Genomic DNA, 15,082 nt, shown 5'->3' with positions numbered 1-15,082 from the left:
TCGGCGGCGGCGGTGCGGCCATGCCGCAGGCCGTGGCGCAGCGCCTGTTCGAGCAGTACGGCCTGAAGTACCAGGAAGGCTACGGCCTCACCGAAACGGCCGCGCCCTCGCACACCAACCCCTCGGACCACCCCAAGCAGCAGTGCCTGGGCATTCCGTTCATGAGCACCGACGCGCGCGTGGTCGACCCCGACACATTGCAAGAGATGCCTATCGGCGAATCGGGCGAGATCATCATCCACGGCCCCGAGGTGTTCCAGGGCTACTGGAAGCGCCCCGACGCCACGAGGTCCGCTTTTGTCGAGTTCGAGGGCAAGCGCTTCTTCCGCTCGGGCGACATGGGCCGCATGGACGAGGAGGGCTACTTCTTCATCACCGACCGCCTCAAACGCATGATCAATGCGAGCGGCTTCAAGGTGTGGCCGGCCGAGGTCGAACTGCTGATGTTCCGCCACCCCGCGATCCAGGAAGCCTGCGTCATCTCGACCAAGGACGACTACCGCGGCGAATCGGTCAAGGCCGTGGTGGTGCTGCGCGCCACGCACAAGGACACGACCGAGCAGCAGATCATCGACTGGTGCCGCGAGAACATGGCGGTCTACAAGATTCCGCGCAAGGTGGCGTTTGTGGATGCGCTGCCGAAGAGCGGCAGCGGCAAGGTGATGTGGCGGTTGCTGCAGGAAGCAGAGAGTCCCCAAAACTAGGATGGGGCGTCGATGCGGACGCAGGAGTCCTGATCTACGCGATTTCCAGCTGGTCGAAATTATCTTGACGGTGGCCGATTTCATGCTGGACTAGAAATGGGTAGATCTCCTCGTCGTCAAGTACGTGCCAATCCAGTTCCGGGCGCTTTGGCCCTACGGCACGCAGGCGGTTTGCGTTGATGGCCGACGCAATGTTGATCACGGCGTGCTCGCCCCATTGAGGTTCGGCGACGGTCGCATCCTTGCAGATGCTGAGTGCCCATGCAGAACCTGCTGGGCCTGTCCATCGACGCCGTCGCCCGCACGAAGAAGCGCCAACAAGGGCGCGAGACGCTGCGCGAATCCTGGCCGACCTGAAGGGCAGGTTTATTTTGAGCCTCAACGACACGCCAGGCGTGCGGGAAACCTTCGGCGGGTTCCATATCGAGGCAGTGAAGACCGGATACAGCATCAGCGCGAACGCTAAGCAGGCAGTGGGCGAAGTGCTGATTGCCAACTTTAAGACCAAGACGCGCTAGGGCGCCAATCTCATGAAAGGCTCGAAAACCTTTGCGAGTCGTTCATGGAGGGAAAAGAGCTTGTGGGAAGCCTCCTCTTGAAGGTTTGCCAGTGCAAGACGCTCCGGTCCTGTGGCGGTGACTTCCCGCTGTCTACTGAGACGGGAGAGCTCGATCATCTGGGCACGCAGTTCTTTAAAAACAAACTGTGTGACTGTTTCGTCAGTCAGCCAGCCGAGTGGGCGAACCGATATGAGGAACACGCTGTCTTTGGCATGATCTATCACCTTGTCGCGCAGAACCGTGTCGATGTACTCGTAAACATGGTTGTACATGGCAAGGCGTCGCTCGAAGAGATCGGACTTCAACTTGTTTTGAGCGACTCGGGCAGCGGCTGCGGCCGTTGCCGCCTGCTGGCGTGCCGTGTCCGCTTGCTGCCGCGAGATCGAAGCCTGTATCGAGCCGAACTTGTAAGCAATGAACCCCGCGATGCATGCTGTGAGGAACTGGACGGCCGGGGTGAGAAAGGGCAGCCACCGCAGCGGGTCGGTGGGCAAGGTTTCTGAGGGCAAGGCGATTCCTGGGGAGTTACGGGCGGCAGGATGATCGCAGAAGTGTTCGGCGCTGCCAAAGGCGCGTCAAACTGCCAAAGCAGCCGACATTTCCACGGGGAACTTCGCTGCCAAACCAAATGGCAGCCACTGCCAAAGACGGCGCAAAACGCTGCCAAAGCGAGCGACGCGCTTCATGGGACGCCCGAGAGCACGGGCAAGGCCGCACTGCGGCCTTTTTGCTTAAAATGAGAATAATTCTTATTTGTAGGCGGAGCTTCCGCCGCCGTGCCGCCCGCCATGTCCGCTGCCGAAGCCGCCTTCCAGCAAGTTCACACCCTCTACAGCGACCACCATGGCTGGCTCCAGTCGTGGCTGCGCAAGAAGCTCGGCAACTCGTGTGACGCGGCCGACCTGGCGCAGGACACCTTCGCGCGGCTGCTGACGGCGCGCAACCCCGAGGTCATTGCGCAGCCGCGCGCCTACCTCACGAGCGTGGCCAAGAACATCCTCGTGAACTGGTACCAGCGCCAGGCGCTGGAGCGCGCCTACCTCGAGGCGTTGGCCGTGACGCCCGAGCCCGAGGCGCCGTCGCCCGAGCAGCGGCTGGTGATCCTGCAGACGCTGCACGAGATCGACGCCATGCTCGACGCCCTCAAGCCGCTCGCACGCCGGGCCTTCCTGCTGTCGCAGCTCGACGGCATGAAGTACGAGGACATCGCGCGCGAGCTGGGCGTGTCGCTCGTCACGGTCAAGCGCTACATGCAGCAGGGCTTCCGCGGGTGCCTGGCGGTGATGGGATGACCGCGATGAATTTCGAAACGTCGGCACTTGCGCCTCGCGTGCTCGACGAAGCCGCCGAATGGCTGATGCGGCTGCACGACAGCGCCGTCACCGACGAAGACCGCCGCGCCTGCGAGCGCTGGCGCCAGAGCCATCCCGACCACGCCCGCGCCTGGGCACGCGCCGAGCTGCTGATGAACAAGCTCGGCGGCCTGCCGCCGGCGCTGGCCATGTCGTCGCTCGCGCGGCCCGCACGCGGGAATGGCAACAACCGCCGCGCCACCCTCGGCCGGCTCGCCGCGCTGCTCGCGGCCGTGCCCGCCGGCTGGCTCGGCTGGCAGGCGGTCGAGATGGCGGATGAGCGCGGCTGGATGGCCGGGCACCGCACCGGCACCGGCGAGCGCCGCGAACTGCGGCTGGCCGACGGCAGCCGCCTCACGCTCAACACCGCCAGCGCGGTCGACGTGCACTTCGACGGCACACAGCGCCTCATCGTGCTGCATGCGGGCGAGATCTTCATCGCCACTGCGCGCGACCCCGCCGCTGCGCACCGCCCGTTCCGCGTGGCGAGTGCCGGCGGCACGCTGGAAGCTTTGGGCACGCGCTTCAGCGTGCGCAAGGAAGCGGGCGGCGCCACGCAGATCGCCGTGCTCGAAGGCGCGGTGCGCATCACGCCCGACCGTGCTGCCGCGCGCGTGCTGCCGGCGGGGCAGCAGGCCCGCTTCATGGCCGACGGCATCGAAGACTTCAGCCCGGCGGACGCCTCCGTGCTGGCCTGGACACAGGGCATGCTGCTCGCCGACGGCATGCGGCTGGCCGACTTCGCCGCCGAGCTGTCGCGCTACCGCCCCGGCCTGCTGCAGTGCGACGCGGCCGTGGCCGACCTGCGCATCTCGGGCGCTTTTCCGCTCGCCGACACCGACGGCGTGCTGCGCATGCTGGTGTCGACCTACCCGGTGGATGCGGCCACGCGCCTGCGCGGCTACTGGGTCACGCTCGTGCCGCGTGCGGCTGAAGTAGGCGCAGCGGGCGCCTCGAAAAATATTTCGATCCGGGGGTGAGACTTTTTTTCGTTTCGGCTGGCAAGGAGGGTGAAGAACTCACCGTTGCCCAACCGAAAGGCCCGTCTCCATGTCCGCATCCCGCCCGTCCGCCTTGCGCCCGTTCGCAGAGCGCCGCCTGAACACCGTCCTTCGCCATGCCCTGATGGCGCTCGCCCTCGGCGGCCTGGCCAGCGCGGGAGGGCCGGCCCTCGCGCAGGCGTCGTCGTCGCTCGATGCCGCCGCGTCCCGCGCCTACGACATTCCCGCCGGCCCGCTGGGCCGCACGCTCGCCACTTTCGCGGCCGGCAACGGCATCGCGCTGTCGTTCGACCCCGCGCTGACGCAGGGGCGCAGCAGCCCCGCGGTGTCGGGCCGCTACACCGCGCGTGAAGCCATCGAGCGCCTGCTCGCGGGCAGCGGCCTGCAGGTGGTCGCGCGCACCGACGGCAGCTACACGCTGAACCGCCACGAGGCCGGCGCGCCCGTCGCAGGGAACGCAGGGCAGGGCGGCATCGACACGCTCTCGCCCGTCACCGTCACGGCCGACGCCGACCGCAGCGGCACCACCGAAGGCACCGGCAGCTACACCACGCGCGCCACGGCGGCGGCCACGGGGCTTGCGCTCTCGCCGCGCGAGACGCCGCAGTCGGTCACCGTCATCACGCGCCAGCAGATCGACGACCAGAACCTGCTGTCGCTCGGCCAGGCCATGCAGAACGTGCCCGGCGTGTTCGCCGTGAGCTCCGACAGCGACCGCACCGACCTGTACGCGCGCGGTTTCTACATCGACAACTACCAGTACGACGGCGTGCCGACCACGGTCACCACCGACTTCTTCGGCGCCTCCACCAACGACCCGGTGCTGTACGACCGCATCGAGGTCGTGCGCGGCTCGACCGGGCTGCTCACCGGCGCGGGCAACCCGTCGGCCTCGGTGAACCTGGTGCGCAAGCACGCCGACAGCAAGGTGTTCGCCGGCAGCGCGTCGCTCGCGCTGGGCTCGTGGAACCTGCGCCGCGGCACGGTCGACCTGCAGACGCCGGTGACGAAAGACGGCCGCGTGCGCGCCCGCATCATCGGCATGACGGAAGACCGCGACTCCTTCATCGACATGTACCACGGCCGCAAGCACGTGCTGTATGGCGTGGTCGATGCCGACCTCTCGCCGAACACCACGCTGAGCGTGGGCATCGAGTCGCAGGCCACGCGGCCCACCTCGTCGACCTGGGGCGGGCTGCCGCTGACCTTCAGCGACGGCACGGCCACGCGCTGGGACCGCTCCAAGACCATCGGCACGCCGTGGACCCACTGGGACACGACCACCACCACGGCCTTCGCGAACCTCACGCACCAGTTCGACAACGGCTGGAAGCTCAAAGCCAACGGTTCGCACCGCGAGAGCAAGCAGAACGCCAAGCTGCTGTACCTCTTCGGCGGCCTCGACCGCCTCACCGGTCGGGGCCTGGGCTCGCTGCCCGGCTACTTCGAGCACGAGTTCCGCCAGAACAGCCTCGACCTGCAGGCCACCGGCCCGTTCAAGTTGCTGGGCCGCACGCACGAACTGGTGGTGGGCGTCACCAACAGCCAGTCGCGCTACGTGGAAGCCAGCCATCCGCGCACCAGTGCGTTGCCCAACACCGGCAGCTTCTACAACTGGAATGCGTCGTCGTACCCCGAGCCGGCCTGGGACCCGCTGAAGGTTTCGGGCATCACCAAGACGCGCCAGACCGGCTATTACGGCGCCGCGCGCCTGTCGCTGGCCGATTCGCTCAAGCTCATCGTGGGCGGCCGGCAGAACAGCTGGCGCTCCACGCGCCTGACCGCCGACGCCCCGGCCACGCGCAAGCACGAGGTGTTCACGCCCTACGCGGGCCTGGTGTACGACCTGAGCCCGAACTACTCGGTGTACGCGAGCTACACCGACATCTTCCAGCCGCAGAACTACCGCGACGCCAGCGGCGCCTACCTCGACCCGGTGACCGGCAAGAGCTACGAGATCGGCCTCAAGGGCGAGCACTTCAACGGCAAGCTCAACACCTCGATTGCCGTGTTCCGCGCCGAGCAGGAGAACGTGGCGCAGCGCGACGGCACCAGGCTCGTGCCCAACTCGAGCGAAGGCGCCTACTACGGCGCGCGCGGCGTGACCAGCAAGGGCATCGAGCTGCAGGTGTCGGGCGAGCTGGCCCCGGGCTGGCAGCTGAGCGCGGGCATTGCGCGCACGCTGGGCCGCGAAGGCAACGGCGACCGCATCAACACCGCCATGCCGACCACGCAGGCCACGCTGTTCACCACCTACCGGCTGCCCGGCGAGTGGCACCGGCTCACGCTGGGCGGCGGCGTCAACTGGCAGAACCGCACCTACCACGCGTACAGCGTGGGCGACGTCGACCTGCGCTACCAGCAAGGCTCGCGCGCGGTCGTGAGCCTGATGGCGCGCTACGCCTTCACGCCCAAGCTGGCGCTGCAGCTGAACATCGAGAACCTGTTCGACAAGAAGTACTACAGCAACATCGACGGGCAGGCCTACTTCGGCACGCCGCGCAACGCGGTGGCGACGCTCAGTTACGCGTTCTGACCGGAAAAAAGCGGGGGGCATGACCCTTTTTTCGTTCTCGTTTGTCATGTAGGGGAGGGGCGCATTTCCGTGCCCCGTTTTCCCGGCCCCCGTCCCCGATGAACACCCGCTCTTCCTCCTTTTCTCCCGCCCTGCGGCTGCTGTCCCGCGTCGCGGCCGCCGTGTTCGGCGGCTACGCGCTGGCCTCGGCCGCCGCCGTCTTTCTGGCCGCCGTGCTACCGGCCGGCCCCGCCGAGGCTGCGCTCGGGGGCATGCAGTTCAGCTTCGCGGTCTACACCGTCGCCGTGATCTGGGCGTTCGCGCCCGTGTCGCTGCCGCGCGCCTGGGCCGGCCTGCTGCTGCCGGCCGTGGTGCTGGCCGGGCTGGGCCTGGCCTTGCGCGGCGCGGGAGGCGGCGCATGAGCACGAAGACAACCAAGGCGCCGTCGCAAGGCGGCTTTCGCCAGGCCCAGGCCTGGCTGCACACCTGGTGCGGCCTGTGGTTCTCGTGGCTGCTGTTCGCGGTGTTCCTCACCGGCACGCTGGCCGTGTTCGACGAGCCCATCACCCACTGGATGACCCCGGAGCACCACGCCGAGGAAGCCGCCGCGGCGGCCAAGCAAGAGAAGGGCGAGCCCACGGGCGACCGCGCGCAACGCCTGGCCTGGGGCATGGCCTACATGGCCGAGCACCACCCGGGCGCCTCGATGTGGGAGCTGTGGCCTTCGGACGCGCAGGGCGGCGGCGAGCTGCGCGTGTTCTGGTTCGACGCCAACCGGCAGTACGCGGGCGTCGCGCTCGACCCCGCCACCGGCAAGCTGCTGACGGAAGACGGCGGCCACGCGGCGCGCGCCACGCTGGGTGGCCACCACTTCGTCGACTTTCACTACGAGCTGCACGCCGGCACCGTCGGCCTGTGGATCGTCGGCATCGCCGCGATGGCGATGCTGGTGGCGCTGGTGTCGGGCGTCATCACGCACAAGCGCATCTTCAAGGACTTCTTCACCTTCCGGCCCAAGAAAGGCCAGCGCAGCTGGCTCGACGCGCACAACGCCGTGGCGGTGCTGACGCTGCCCTTCCAGTTCATGATCGCCTACACCGGCCTCGTGATTTCGGGCACCAGCTTCATGCCCGCCCCCAAGGTGCTGCACTACGGCACGGGCCCGGCGGCGCAGGTGCGCTTCGTGTCCGAGCTGGGCGACAGCGACAAGCCCGCCGCCACCGGCCGCGCGATGCCCGTGCCGGTGCTCGAATCGTTTGCCGCGCGCGGCCAGGAACGCATGGGCCAACCCGTGCGCGCAGTCGTCATCGATCACCCGGGCGACGCGGGTGCGCGCATTGGCGTGTACGGATGGAACGGCGACGATGAGTCCGCGCGCCGGCTCAGCGCCACCACCGGCATGGTGCAGTTCTCGGCCGCCACCGGCGAGGTACAGCGCGTGCGTCTGCCGGGCGCCGCGGACGGCGGCGCGGCCATGCTCGCGCAGTCGGCCATGAGCGGGCTGCACATGGTCACCTTCGGCGGCTGGCCGATGAAGTGGCTCTACTTTTTGTGCGGGCTCGCGGGCACCGCGATGATGGGTTCGGGCGCCGTGCTGTTCATCGTCAAGCGCCGCCAGAAACACCTCGGCGAGTTCGGTGGCGCGACCGCGCGGGTCTACCGGCTGGTCGAGGCGCTGAACGTCGCGGCCATCGCCGGGCTGGCCATTGCCTGCGTGGGTTACCTGTGGGCCAACCGGCTGGTGCCGGTCGGCATCGGGCACCGCGCCGACCGCGAGCTGCAAGTCTTCTTCGCGCTGTGGGCACTGGCGCTGGTGCATGCCTTCGTGCGCCAGCCGGCGCGCGCGTGGCGCGAGCAGCTCGGTGCGCTGGCTGCGCTGTGCCTGCTGCTGCCGGTGCTCAACTTCGTGACCACGGGCGATCACCTGCTGGCGCAGCTGTTGCGCAGTGATTGGGAAAGCCTCGGCGTCGAACTGGGTGTCGTGGCCTTCGGCCTTGCGGCGCTCGGCGCGCTGCGTCATCTGCTGCGGAAGGTGACGCGATGACGACGGTGTGGGCTTCGTTGCTTGGCCTTGCGCTGGCGTATGCGGGCATGTCGTGCCTGAGCTTTGCCATGGACCGGCACCACGAGCAGCTGACGCGTGGGCGCGAAGTGCCCGCGCGCCGGCGCATGGGTTTGCGCGTGATCGGCGCGGTGCTGCTGGCCGCAGCCGTCGTGCCCTGTGTGATGGCGTGGGGCGCCTCGGTCGGGACGGTCGCGTGGCTGGGCTTTCTGTCGGCGGGTGCGTTGCCGGTGGCGCTGCTGTTGCCGTACCGCCCACGCGCCGTGGCGTGGGGCGCCGGTGCTGCTGCCTTGGGCGGTGGTGCGGGGCTGGTGCCGGTGCTGGCGGGGCTGCTGCGCTGAGTCGCGCGGCGCCCCCCGTCAGTCCACCTTGATGGCTGCGGCCTTGACCACCTGCTGCGCCTTCGCGGTCTCGTCGGCGATGAACTTGTTGAACTGCGCGGAGGGCATGGTGAAGGGTTCGGCGCCGAGCTTCTCCAGTCGGTCCTTCAGTTCGGGCGCGACCATGATCTTCGCGACCTCGGCCTGCAGCCGCTCCACCACGGGCTGCGGCGTCCTGGCGGGCGCGAACAGGCCGACCCAGAACAGGTAGGCCGAGCCCGGCACGCCGGCCTCCACCGTGGTGGGCGCGTCGGGCAGGGCGGACGAGCGACCGGCGGTGCCCACGGCCAGCGCCTTCAGCTTGCCGCTCTTGATCAACGGCAGCGCCGACACCATCGGCGCGAAGAACCAGTCGACGCGCCCGGCCATCACCTCGGTCATGGCCTCGGGCGTGCCGCGAAAGGGCACATGCTGTGCATCGACGCCGGCCGCGAGGCGGAACACCTCGGCATTCATGTGCGTGGCCGAGCCGTTGCCCGCGGAGCCGTAGTTCAGACCGCCGGGCTTGGCCTTTGCCTTGGCCACGAGGTCTTTCACGTCGGTGAAGTGCGAGGGCGCGGTCACCAGCACGTTGGGCAGGCTGGCCATCGGCGTCACGCCCGTGAAGTCTTTCAACGTGTCGTACGACAGGCCCTTGTAGATCCACGGGTTCACGAGATGGCCGGCTGAGTGCACCAGCAGCGTGTAGCCGTCGGCCGGCGCCTTGGCGGTGATGGCCGCACCCAGCGTGCCGCCCGCGCCGGGGCGGTTGTCGACGATCACGCTGGTGCCCAGCGCGGGCCCGAGCTTCTCGGCCACGAGGCGCGCGACGATGTCGGTGCCGCTGCCCGCCGTGAAGGGCACGACCAGCTTGATCGGTTGCGTGCCCGGCCACGTGCCTTGCGCATGCGCGCCGCCGAACGTACAGGCCGCGAGTGCCGCAGCGATCGTGAGCGCCTGTCGGCGGCTCCAGGGGAATGTCTGCTTCATGCGTCTTGTCTCCGTTGATTTGTTGGTGCGAGCGATGAATGACTGACTGGGAAAGGAGGGCGCTAGGCGGGCGGTGCGTTCGCCATCACCAGCGCCACCAGCACCGGGCGGTTGCTGCGGTTCTCGAGCTGGCGCTTTTCACCGGGTGCGAAGCGGCAGCTGTCGTAGGGCTGGAGCACGTCTTCCTGGTGCGCGCCCTCGAGTTCGCCGACGATGTGCAGCTCGCCCTCGAGCACGAGGTAGAGCTTTTCCATCGGCGAGCCGTCGAGCCCGGTGTGGCCGCCGGGCAGGATCTGGCTCATGCCCATCCACATCTGCGTGGAGGGGCCGGCTTCCTTGCCCTGCAGACGCAGGCAGCGCATGTCGAAGTGGTTGGGCGCCTCGTAGTGCGGTGCCTCGCTGAAACGGGTGACGTGCATGGCGATGTTCCTTCTCTCGGTTCAGGGGCGCAGCACGACGCGGTCGGTGCTGCCCGACAGCACCAGCCGGTAGGCGTCGATCGCTTCGTCGAGCGCAAAGTGGCGTGCCACGGGAAAGGGTTTCAGCGTGCCGCGCTCGAAGCCCTCGCGCATCGCGTCGAGCTGCGCGGTGGAGGCGACGCAGTCCATCGCCAGCGAGTCGATGCCCACGTAGGTGTGCATGCCGCGGTAGAACGCGAAGATGTCGAAGGGCACCGCGCGGTCGTGCGTGGCAATGAAGATCTGCGTGGCCCCCTTGGCCATCGCCTTGTTGGCGGCCTCGAAGTAGGCGCTGCCCACGGTGTTGTAGACGATGTGCGCGCCGCGCCCGTCGGTGAGCTCGCGCACCTGCGCGCCCACATCGGCGTGGTGGCGCGCGTCGACCACGTCGACCGGCGCGCTCGCGAACCCGGCGAAGGGCCCGGGGCCGCGCTGCACCGCGATCACGCGCGCACCGGCCTGCGCGGCGAGCTGCACCGCCGCCTGCCCGACCTTGCCGTTGGCGCCCAGCACCAGCACCGTCTGGCCCGCCTGCGGCATGCCGCTGCGCCGAAAGCCCTCGTAGGCCGTGACGAAGGGCACGCCCACCGCGCCGGCCTCGTCCATCGAGATGCCCTTCGGCTTGGCGCGCAGGGCGGCTTCGGGCAGCACGAGGTAGCGTGCATGCGAGCCGTCGCGCGTGATGCCGATGTCGCCGCCCGAGCCGTAGACCTCGCGGCCGATCCAATCCGCCGGCCCGCTCACGACGGTGCCCGCGAAGTCGCGGCCCGGCGTGCGCGGCCAGACAGCTTGCGGCATGAGGCCCAGCGCGGCCTTCACGTCGCTCGGGTTCACGGCGGCGGCGGCCACGCGCACCACGGCATGGCCCGATGGCGCCGCGGGCTCGGGTTGCGGCGCGGCGTCCAGGTGCAGCGCCTCGAGGTTGGCGGCCTTGCTGTTCACGCGCAGTGCGCGCGGTTCATGAAGGAGGGCGCTCATCGTGCGGCTCCTTGAACGGTGCGGGTGTCGGCCAGTCCCAGCATCGCGCGGGCCTCGCGCGGGTTGGCGACGTCGCCGCCCAGGCTGCGCAGGATGTCGCGCGCCTTTGCCACGAGCTGCGCGTTGCTCTCGGCCAGCACGCCTTTCTCGAGGTAGATGTTGTCTTCCATGCCCACGCGCACGTGGCCGCCCAGCAGCCACGACTGCGCGACGATGGGGAACTCCGTGCGGCCGATGCCGAAGGCGCTCCAGAAGGCGCCGCGCGGCAGCAGGTTGCGCGCATAGAGCAGCGTCTCGGGCGTCGGCGCAAAGCCGTACTTCACGCCGAGCACGAAGGTCCACATGGCGGGGCCGTCGAGCGTGCCGTCAGCGATGAGGTCCAGCGCCAGGTGGATGTCGCCCGAGTCGAAGATCTCCAGCTCGGGCTTCACGCCGGCCTCGCGCATCACCTTGGCCATGCGGCGCACGTTCTTCGGCGTGTTGATCACCACGTCGGGGCCGGAGTTCATGGTGTTGAGGTCGAGCGAGCACACGTCGGGCCGGATGAGCGCGATGTGTTCCACGCGCTTCTCGGGCGGCAGCAACGTGGTGCCGGGCGCGGCGATCTTCGGGTCGTCCTCGCTCGGAATGAAGCGACCGCCCGGCCCCGTCGTGAGGTTCACGATGAGCTCGCGGTTCTCGCGGCGGATGCGGTCGACCACCTCGCGGTACAGATCGACCTCCATCGAGGGCTTGCCGGTCTCGGGGTGGCGCACGTGGATGTGCACTTGGCTCGCGCCGGCTTCGGCGGCGGCCAGGCATTCGTCGGCAATCTGCACCGGCGTGATCGGCAGGTGCGGCGTCTGCTCGGGCTTCACGAGGTTGCCCGTGACCGCGCAGGTGATGAGCGTCTTTGGGTTGTTCACAGGTGGCGCCCTCCGTCGACCACGATGCGCGTGCCGGTGACGAAGCGCAGCGTGGTGGCGAGCGCTTCCACGGTAGCGGCCACGTCGTCGGGTTTGCCGATGCGTCCGAGCGGCGTGGTGCTCGCCATCTTGTTCGCGAACTCCGCGCCGCGGCCGGGCACGAAGCCCGACTCGACCGCGCCCGGCGACACCGACACCACGCGCACCGCGGGCGCCAGCGCCTTGGCCAGCGCGTCGCCCACCACGTCGAGCCCGGCCTTGGCCGCGACATACGCGAGGTTGCTGCCCACGCCCGTGAAGCCGGCGATGGACGAGATGTTGACCACCAGCCCATCGCCCGTGGCCTTGAGCATCGGCGCGAAGGCGCGGATGGTGGCGAACACGCCGCGGAAGTTGGCGCGCAGCAGGTCGTCGATGAGTTCGTCCGTCAGCGCGTCGAGGTCGCCGGCCGCAATGGGCTGCGTGTGGCCCGCGCTGTTGACCAGGATGTCGCAGCGCCCGTGCGCGGCCTTCACCTCGGCGGCGGCGGCTTGCAGGCTCGGTGTGTCGACGATGTCGGCGCGGATCGCGCCGTGGTGCTGGCCGCTGTCCGAGGGCAGGGCGGCGGCGCGCGCGGCACCGTCGTTGCCGCTGCGGTGCAGCAGCACGCAGGTGGCGCCCAGCGCGGCCAGGCGCGTGGCTGTGGCGTAGCCGATGGCGCCGAGACCGCCAGTGATGACGGCGATCTTGCCGTGGAGTTGGGATTGGGGGTCGAAGCTCATGGGATGAAGAGGCGTTGGGGAATGGGGGAGGTCAGGGGATCGGTGGGCGGGGGAACTTCATCTCGCCGGGCTCGAGCTGAAAGTCGTACTGCAGCGTGGCGCGCTGTCCATCGGGCGCGAGCGCGAAGCAGCCGATCAGTTGCCGCGTCACGCCGAAGGTCGGGTCGCTCTCCAGGTTCTCGTCGTCGTCGGCGAACACCTGCGTGATCAGCACCTTGTGGCCCGGCTTGCTCAGCATGAAGTGCAGGTGCGCAGGCCGGTTCGGGTGGCGCTGTTGCGCGCGCAGCAGCACGCCGCAGGGCCCGTCGGTGGGTACCGGGTAGCCGGCGGGGCGCACGCTGCGGAAATGAAAGCGGCCTTGCGCGTCGGTGGTGAAGCGCCCGCGCAGGTTCATGTCGTCCTGTTCCGGGTCCTGGTTCTCGTAGAGCCCGACCGGCGAGGCTTGCCACACGTCGACCGTGACGCCGGCCATCGGCTGCCCGCTCAGTTCGCGCACCGTGCCGGTCACCTCGAGCGGCGTGCCGGGCGTGCCCGAGCGCGCGATGCTGTCGCCCGTTGCGCAGGCCGGCGAGTTGGCGCGCCAGAAGGGACCGAGCAGGGCGGCCGGCGATTCGCCGTGCGGGTCCTGGTTGTTCTGCAGCGCGACCACGGTCGACACGCCGAGGATGTCGGCCGCCAGCACCACCTCGTTCTTGGTCTCGCCGGTGGCGTGGCCGATGGCGACGATGAATTCGAGCGCCTGCTCGAACTCTTCCTCGGTGAGCTTCACCTCCTGGACGAAGGCATGCAGGTGGCGCGTGAGCGCGTCCATCACGGTGCGCAGCCGCGGATCGGGCGTGCGTTGCATGGCGTCGAGCGCGAAGCCGAGCACCGAATCGGGGGAGGTGGCGATGTTCATGGAGGGTCTTTGCAATCGTTTGCATGATAGTAAGTCAAATTTCGGAAAAGTAAAATGGTGGGTATCCGAGGTGCCAGAATGGGAATTCGCCCGCCATGGCCCTTCGGATGCCCAACAATCGTTTGCACCAATGAGCGCTCAGCCGTCTTCCAGCCCCGTCACCATCCGCGACGTCGCCCGCGCCGCCGGCGTGCATGTGTCGACCGTGTCGCGCGCGCTCAGCCCCGAGAAGCGCTCGCTGATCAGCGACGAGGTGTTGCGCGTGGTCGAGGAGGCCGCGCAGCGCCTGGGCTACCGGCCCAACCGTGCGGCCTCAGCGTTGCGCACGGGCCGCACCCACACCATCGGCGTGCTGGTGCCCGACATCACCAACGCGGTGTTCCCGCCGATCCTGCAAGGCATCGAGGCCAGCGCGGCTGCGCGCGGCTACTTCGTGTTCGTCACCAACGTGGTCGACCCGGCGCTCGCGCGGCCGGTGCTCGAACGCATGCTGGCGCAGCGTGTGGACGGCGTGATCCTGGCCACCGCCACGCGCGACGATCCGCTGGTCGACTTCGTCGCCAAGGCCGGCATGAAGTCCGTGCTGGTCAACCGCGCCGACGAAACCGGCCGCCTGCCCGCCGTGGTGAGCGACGACCGGCTGGCGATGAAGCTCGCGGTCGATCACCTCGTGGGCCTGGGCCACAAGCGCATTGCGCACCTTGCGGGGCCGCAGAACATCCCGACCGGCGTGGGCCGCCTGCTGGGCGTGGAGCAGGCCTTGCGCGACCACCGCATGAAGCCGGCCCGCATCGTCGAGTGCACGAGCTACAGCCGCGAGGCGGGCGCGGTCGCGATGAAGCAGATGCTTGCGGCCGGTGCCGCGCCGCAGGCCGTGGTCTGTTGCAACGACCTCGTGGCACTGGGCGCCTACGACGCGCTGCGCGAGGCCGGCCTGCGCGTGCCGAAGGACATCTCGGTCACCGGCCACAACGACATGCCGCTGGTCGACATGGTCGATCCGCCGCTCACCACCATCCGCCTGCCGCACCGTGAACTCGGCTGGCGCGCGGCCGAGATGCTGTTCGCCGAAATCGACGGGCAGGCGCTGTCGGCCTCCACCGTGGTGCTGCGGCCGGAGCTGGTGGTGCGCAAGTCGACGGGCGCACCCGCCGCGCGCTGAAACGAAGACGAAAACAAATGCATCCGAAGGGCGGCGCGCGCACTTCGCGCCGAGAATCGTCGGCCATTCCCGGCCCCGTGTTCCGTTCCCTTCTCGCATGCGCCTTCGCCCCGTCTTCCTGCTTCTGTCCCTCGGCCTTTTGCTCCCGCTGCTGACCCACGCCGCGTCGCCGCGCACCTGCCTCGTCGTCGGCGTGAGCGACGGCGACACGCTCACCGCGCGTTGCGGCCGCAGCGGCGCGTACGAGCAGGTCAAGGTGCGCATCGCCGCCATCGACGCGCCCGAGAAAGCGCAGCCCTACGGCCAGCGCAGCCGGCAGGCGCTGAGCCGCCTGTGCTACGCCGAGAAGGCCGTCATCACCGAGCGCGACACCGACC

General features: G+C 69.0%; 18 protein-coding genes. 10 read left to right on the top strand and 8 right to left on the bottom strand.

The annotated features are described in order from the left end of the window. Positions 1–704 (top strand): AMP-binding protein (locus AAG801_RS32795; RefSeq protein WP_341892168.1); only part of this gene is annotated, 704 nt, incomplete at its 5' end. A gap of 34 nt (positions 705–738) precedes the next feature. Here AAG801_RS32795 and AAG801_RS32790 read toward each other — a convergent pair. After that, entirely contained in the window at positions 739–906 is a 168-nt protein-coding gene (locus AAG801_RS32790) for a hypothetical protein (RefSeq protein WP_341892167.1), read from the bottom strand. 169 nt (positions 907–1,075) lie between these two features. Here AAG801_RS32790 and AAG801_RS32785 point away from each other — a divergent pair, with 169 nt between their 5' ends. After that, on the top strand, positions 1,076–1,222 hold the full coding sequence (locus AAG801_RS32785) for a hypothetical protein (RefSeq protein ID WP_341892166.1): 147 nt from the start codon (positions 1,076–1,078) through the stop codon (positions 1,220–1,222). Here AAG801_RS32785 and AAG801_RS32780 read toward each other — a convergent pair. Continuing rightward, positions 1,219–1,773, bottom strand: coding sequence for a hypothetical protein (locus tag AAG801_RS32780; RefSeq protein ID WP_341892165.1), 555 nt, complete (start codon positions 1,771–1,773; stop codon positions 1,219–1,221). The two genes, AAG801_RS32785 and AAG801_RS32780, sit on opposite strands and share 4 nt — an antisense overlap. A gap of 279 nt (positions 1,774–2,052) precedes the next feature. Between AAG801_RS32780 and AAG801_RS32775 the strand changes: the two genes are divergently transcribed. The 6 genes from AAG801_RS32775 to AAG801_RS32750 all read left to right on the top strand — a co-directional run bounded on the left by AAG801_RS32775 (position 2,053) and on the right by AAG801_RS32750 (position 8,535). After that, positions 2,053–2,556 carry a sigma-70 family RNA polymerase sigma factor gene (locus tag AAG801_RS32775; RefSeq protein ID WP_341892164.1) on the top strand — a complete coding sequence of 168 codons (504 nt, stop codon included), beginning with the start codon at positions 2,053–2,055 and terminating at the stop codon, positions 2,554–2,556. 5 nt (positions 2,557–2,561) lie between these two features. Further along, complete coding sequence (locus tag AAG801_RS32770; RefSeq protein WP_341892163.1) at positions 2,562–3,596, top strand: FecR domain-containing protein; 1,035 nt, start codon at positions 2,562–2,564, stop codon at positions 3,594–3,596. Positions 3,597–3,666: 70 nt separating this feature from the next. Next, complete coding sequence (fhuE, locus tag AAG801_RS32765; RefSeq protein WP_341892162.1) at positions 3,667–6,153, top strand: ferric-rhodotorulic acid/ferric-coprogen receptor FhuE; 2,487 nt, start codon at positions 3,667–3,669, stop codon at positions 6,151–6,153. A gap of 98 nt (positions 6,154–6,251) precedes the next feature. Then, entirely contained in the window at positions 6,252–6,554 is a 303-nt protein-coding gene (locus AAG801_RS32760; RefSeq protein WP_341892161.1) for a DUF3649 domain-containing protein, read from the top strand. Next, the gene (locus AAG801_RS32755; RefSeq protein WP_341892160.1) at positions 6,551–8,176 is read left to right on the top strand and encodes a PepSY-associated TM helix domain-containing protein; all 1,626 of its coding nucleotides are present in this window, start codon (positions 6,551–6,553) and stop codon (positions 8,174–8,176) included. Before AAG801_RS32760 ends, AAG801_RS32755 begins: the two co-directional genes overlap by 4 nt. Further along, the gene (locus AAG801_RS32750; protein ID WP_341892159.1) at positions 8,173–8,535 is read left to right on the top strand and encodes a DUF3325 domain-containing protein; all 363 of its coding nucleotides are present in this window, start codon (positions 8,173–8,175) and stop codon (positions 8,533–8,535) included. Before AAG801_RS32755 ends, AAG801_RS32750 begins: the two co-directional genes overlap by 4 nt. A gap of 18 nt (positions 8,536–8,553) precedes the next feature. On the opposite strand, the gene AAG801_RS32745 is transcribed toward AAG801_RS32750, so the two are convergent. The 6 genes from AAG801_RS32745 to AAG801_RS32720 all read right to left on the bottom strand — a co-directional run bounded on the left by AAG801_RS32745 (position 8,554) and on the right by AAG801_RS32720 (position 13,543). Further along, positions 8,554–9,543, bottom strand: a complete 990-nt coding sequence (locus AAG801_RS32745) for a tripartite tricarboxylate transporter substrate binding protein (protein ID WP_341892158.1) — start codon at positions 9,541–9,543, stop codon at positions 8,554–8,556. Positions 9,544–9,605: 62 nt separating this feature from the next. Continuing rightward, a complete protein-coding gene (locus AAG801_RS32740) occupies positions 9,606–9,962 on the bottom strand; it encodes a cupin domain-containing protein (protein WP_341892157.1) in 357 nt (118 codons plus the stop codon). A gap of 21 nt (positions 9,963–9,983) precedes the next feature. Further along, positions 9,984–10,979: a zinc-binding alcohol dehydrogenase family protein gene (locus tag AAG801_RS32735; protein WP_341892156.1), complete on the bottom strand. Its 996-nt coding sequence runs from the start codon at positions 10,977–10,979 to the stop codon at positions 9,984–9,986. Next, entirely contained in the window at positions 10,976–11,884 is a 909-nt protein-coding gene (locus tag AAG801_RS32730) for a 3-keto-5-aminohexanoate cleavage protein (protein WP_341892155.1), read from the bottom strand. The genes AAG801_RS32735 and AAG801_RS32730 overlap by 4 nt, the downstream gene beginning before the upstream one ends. After that, positions 11,881–12,645, bottom strand: a complete 765-nt coding sequence (locus tag AAG801_RS32725; protein WP_341892154.1) for an SDR family oxidoreductase — start codon at positions 12,643–12,645, stop codon at positions 11,881–11,883. The genes AAG801_RS32730 and AAG801_RS32725 overlap by 4 nt, the downstream gene beginning before the upstream one ends. A 31-nt stretch (positions 12,646–12,676) precedes the next feature. Then, positions 12,677–13,543: a dioxygenase gene (locus AAG801_RS32720; RefSeq protein ID WP_341892153.1), complete on the bottom strand. Its 867-nt coding sequence runs from the start codon at positions 13,541–13,543 to the stop codon at positions 12,677–12,679. A 130-nt stretch (positions 13,544–13,673) separates the two neighbouring features. On the opposite strand from AAG801_RS32720, the gene AAG801_RS32715 reads away from it, so the two are divergent. Next, positions 13,674–14,705 carry a LacI family DNA-binding transcriptional regulator gene (locus tag AAG801_RS32715; protein WP_192192864.1) on the top strand — a complete coding sequence of 344 codons (1,032 nt, stop codon included), beginning with the start codon at positions 13,674–13,676 and terminating at the stop codon, positions 14,703–14,705. 97 nt (positions 14,706–14,802) lie between these two features. Next, the coding region (locus AAG801_RS32710; protein WP_341892152.1) for a thermonuclease family protein at positions 14,803–15,082 on the top strand (280 nt) is incomplete at its 3' end.

Source organism: Variovorax sp. YR752, from assembly GCF_943372545.1.
Note: the sequence above shows the minus strand (reverse complement) of the source record. Positions and strands in the feature narration are given on the sequence as shown.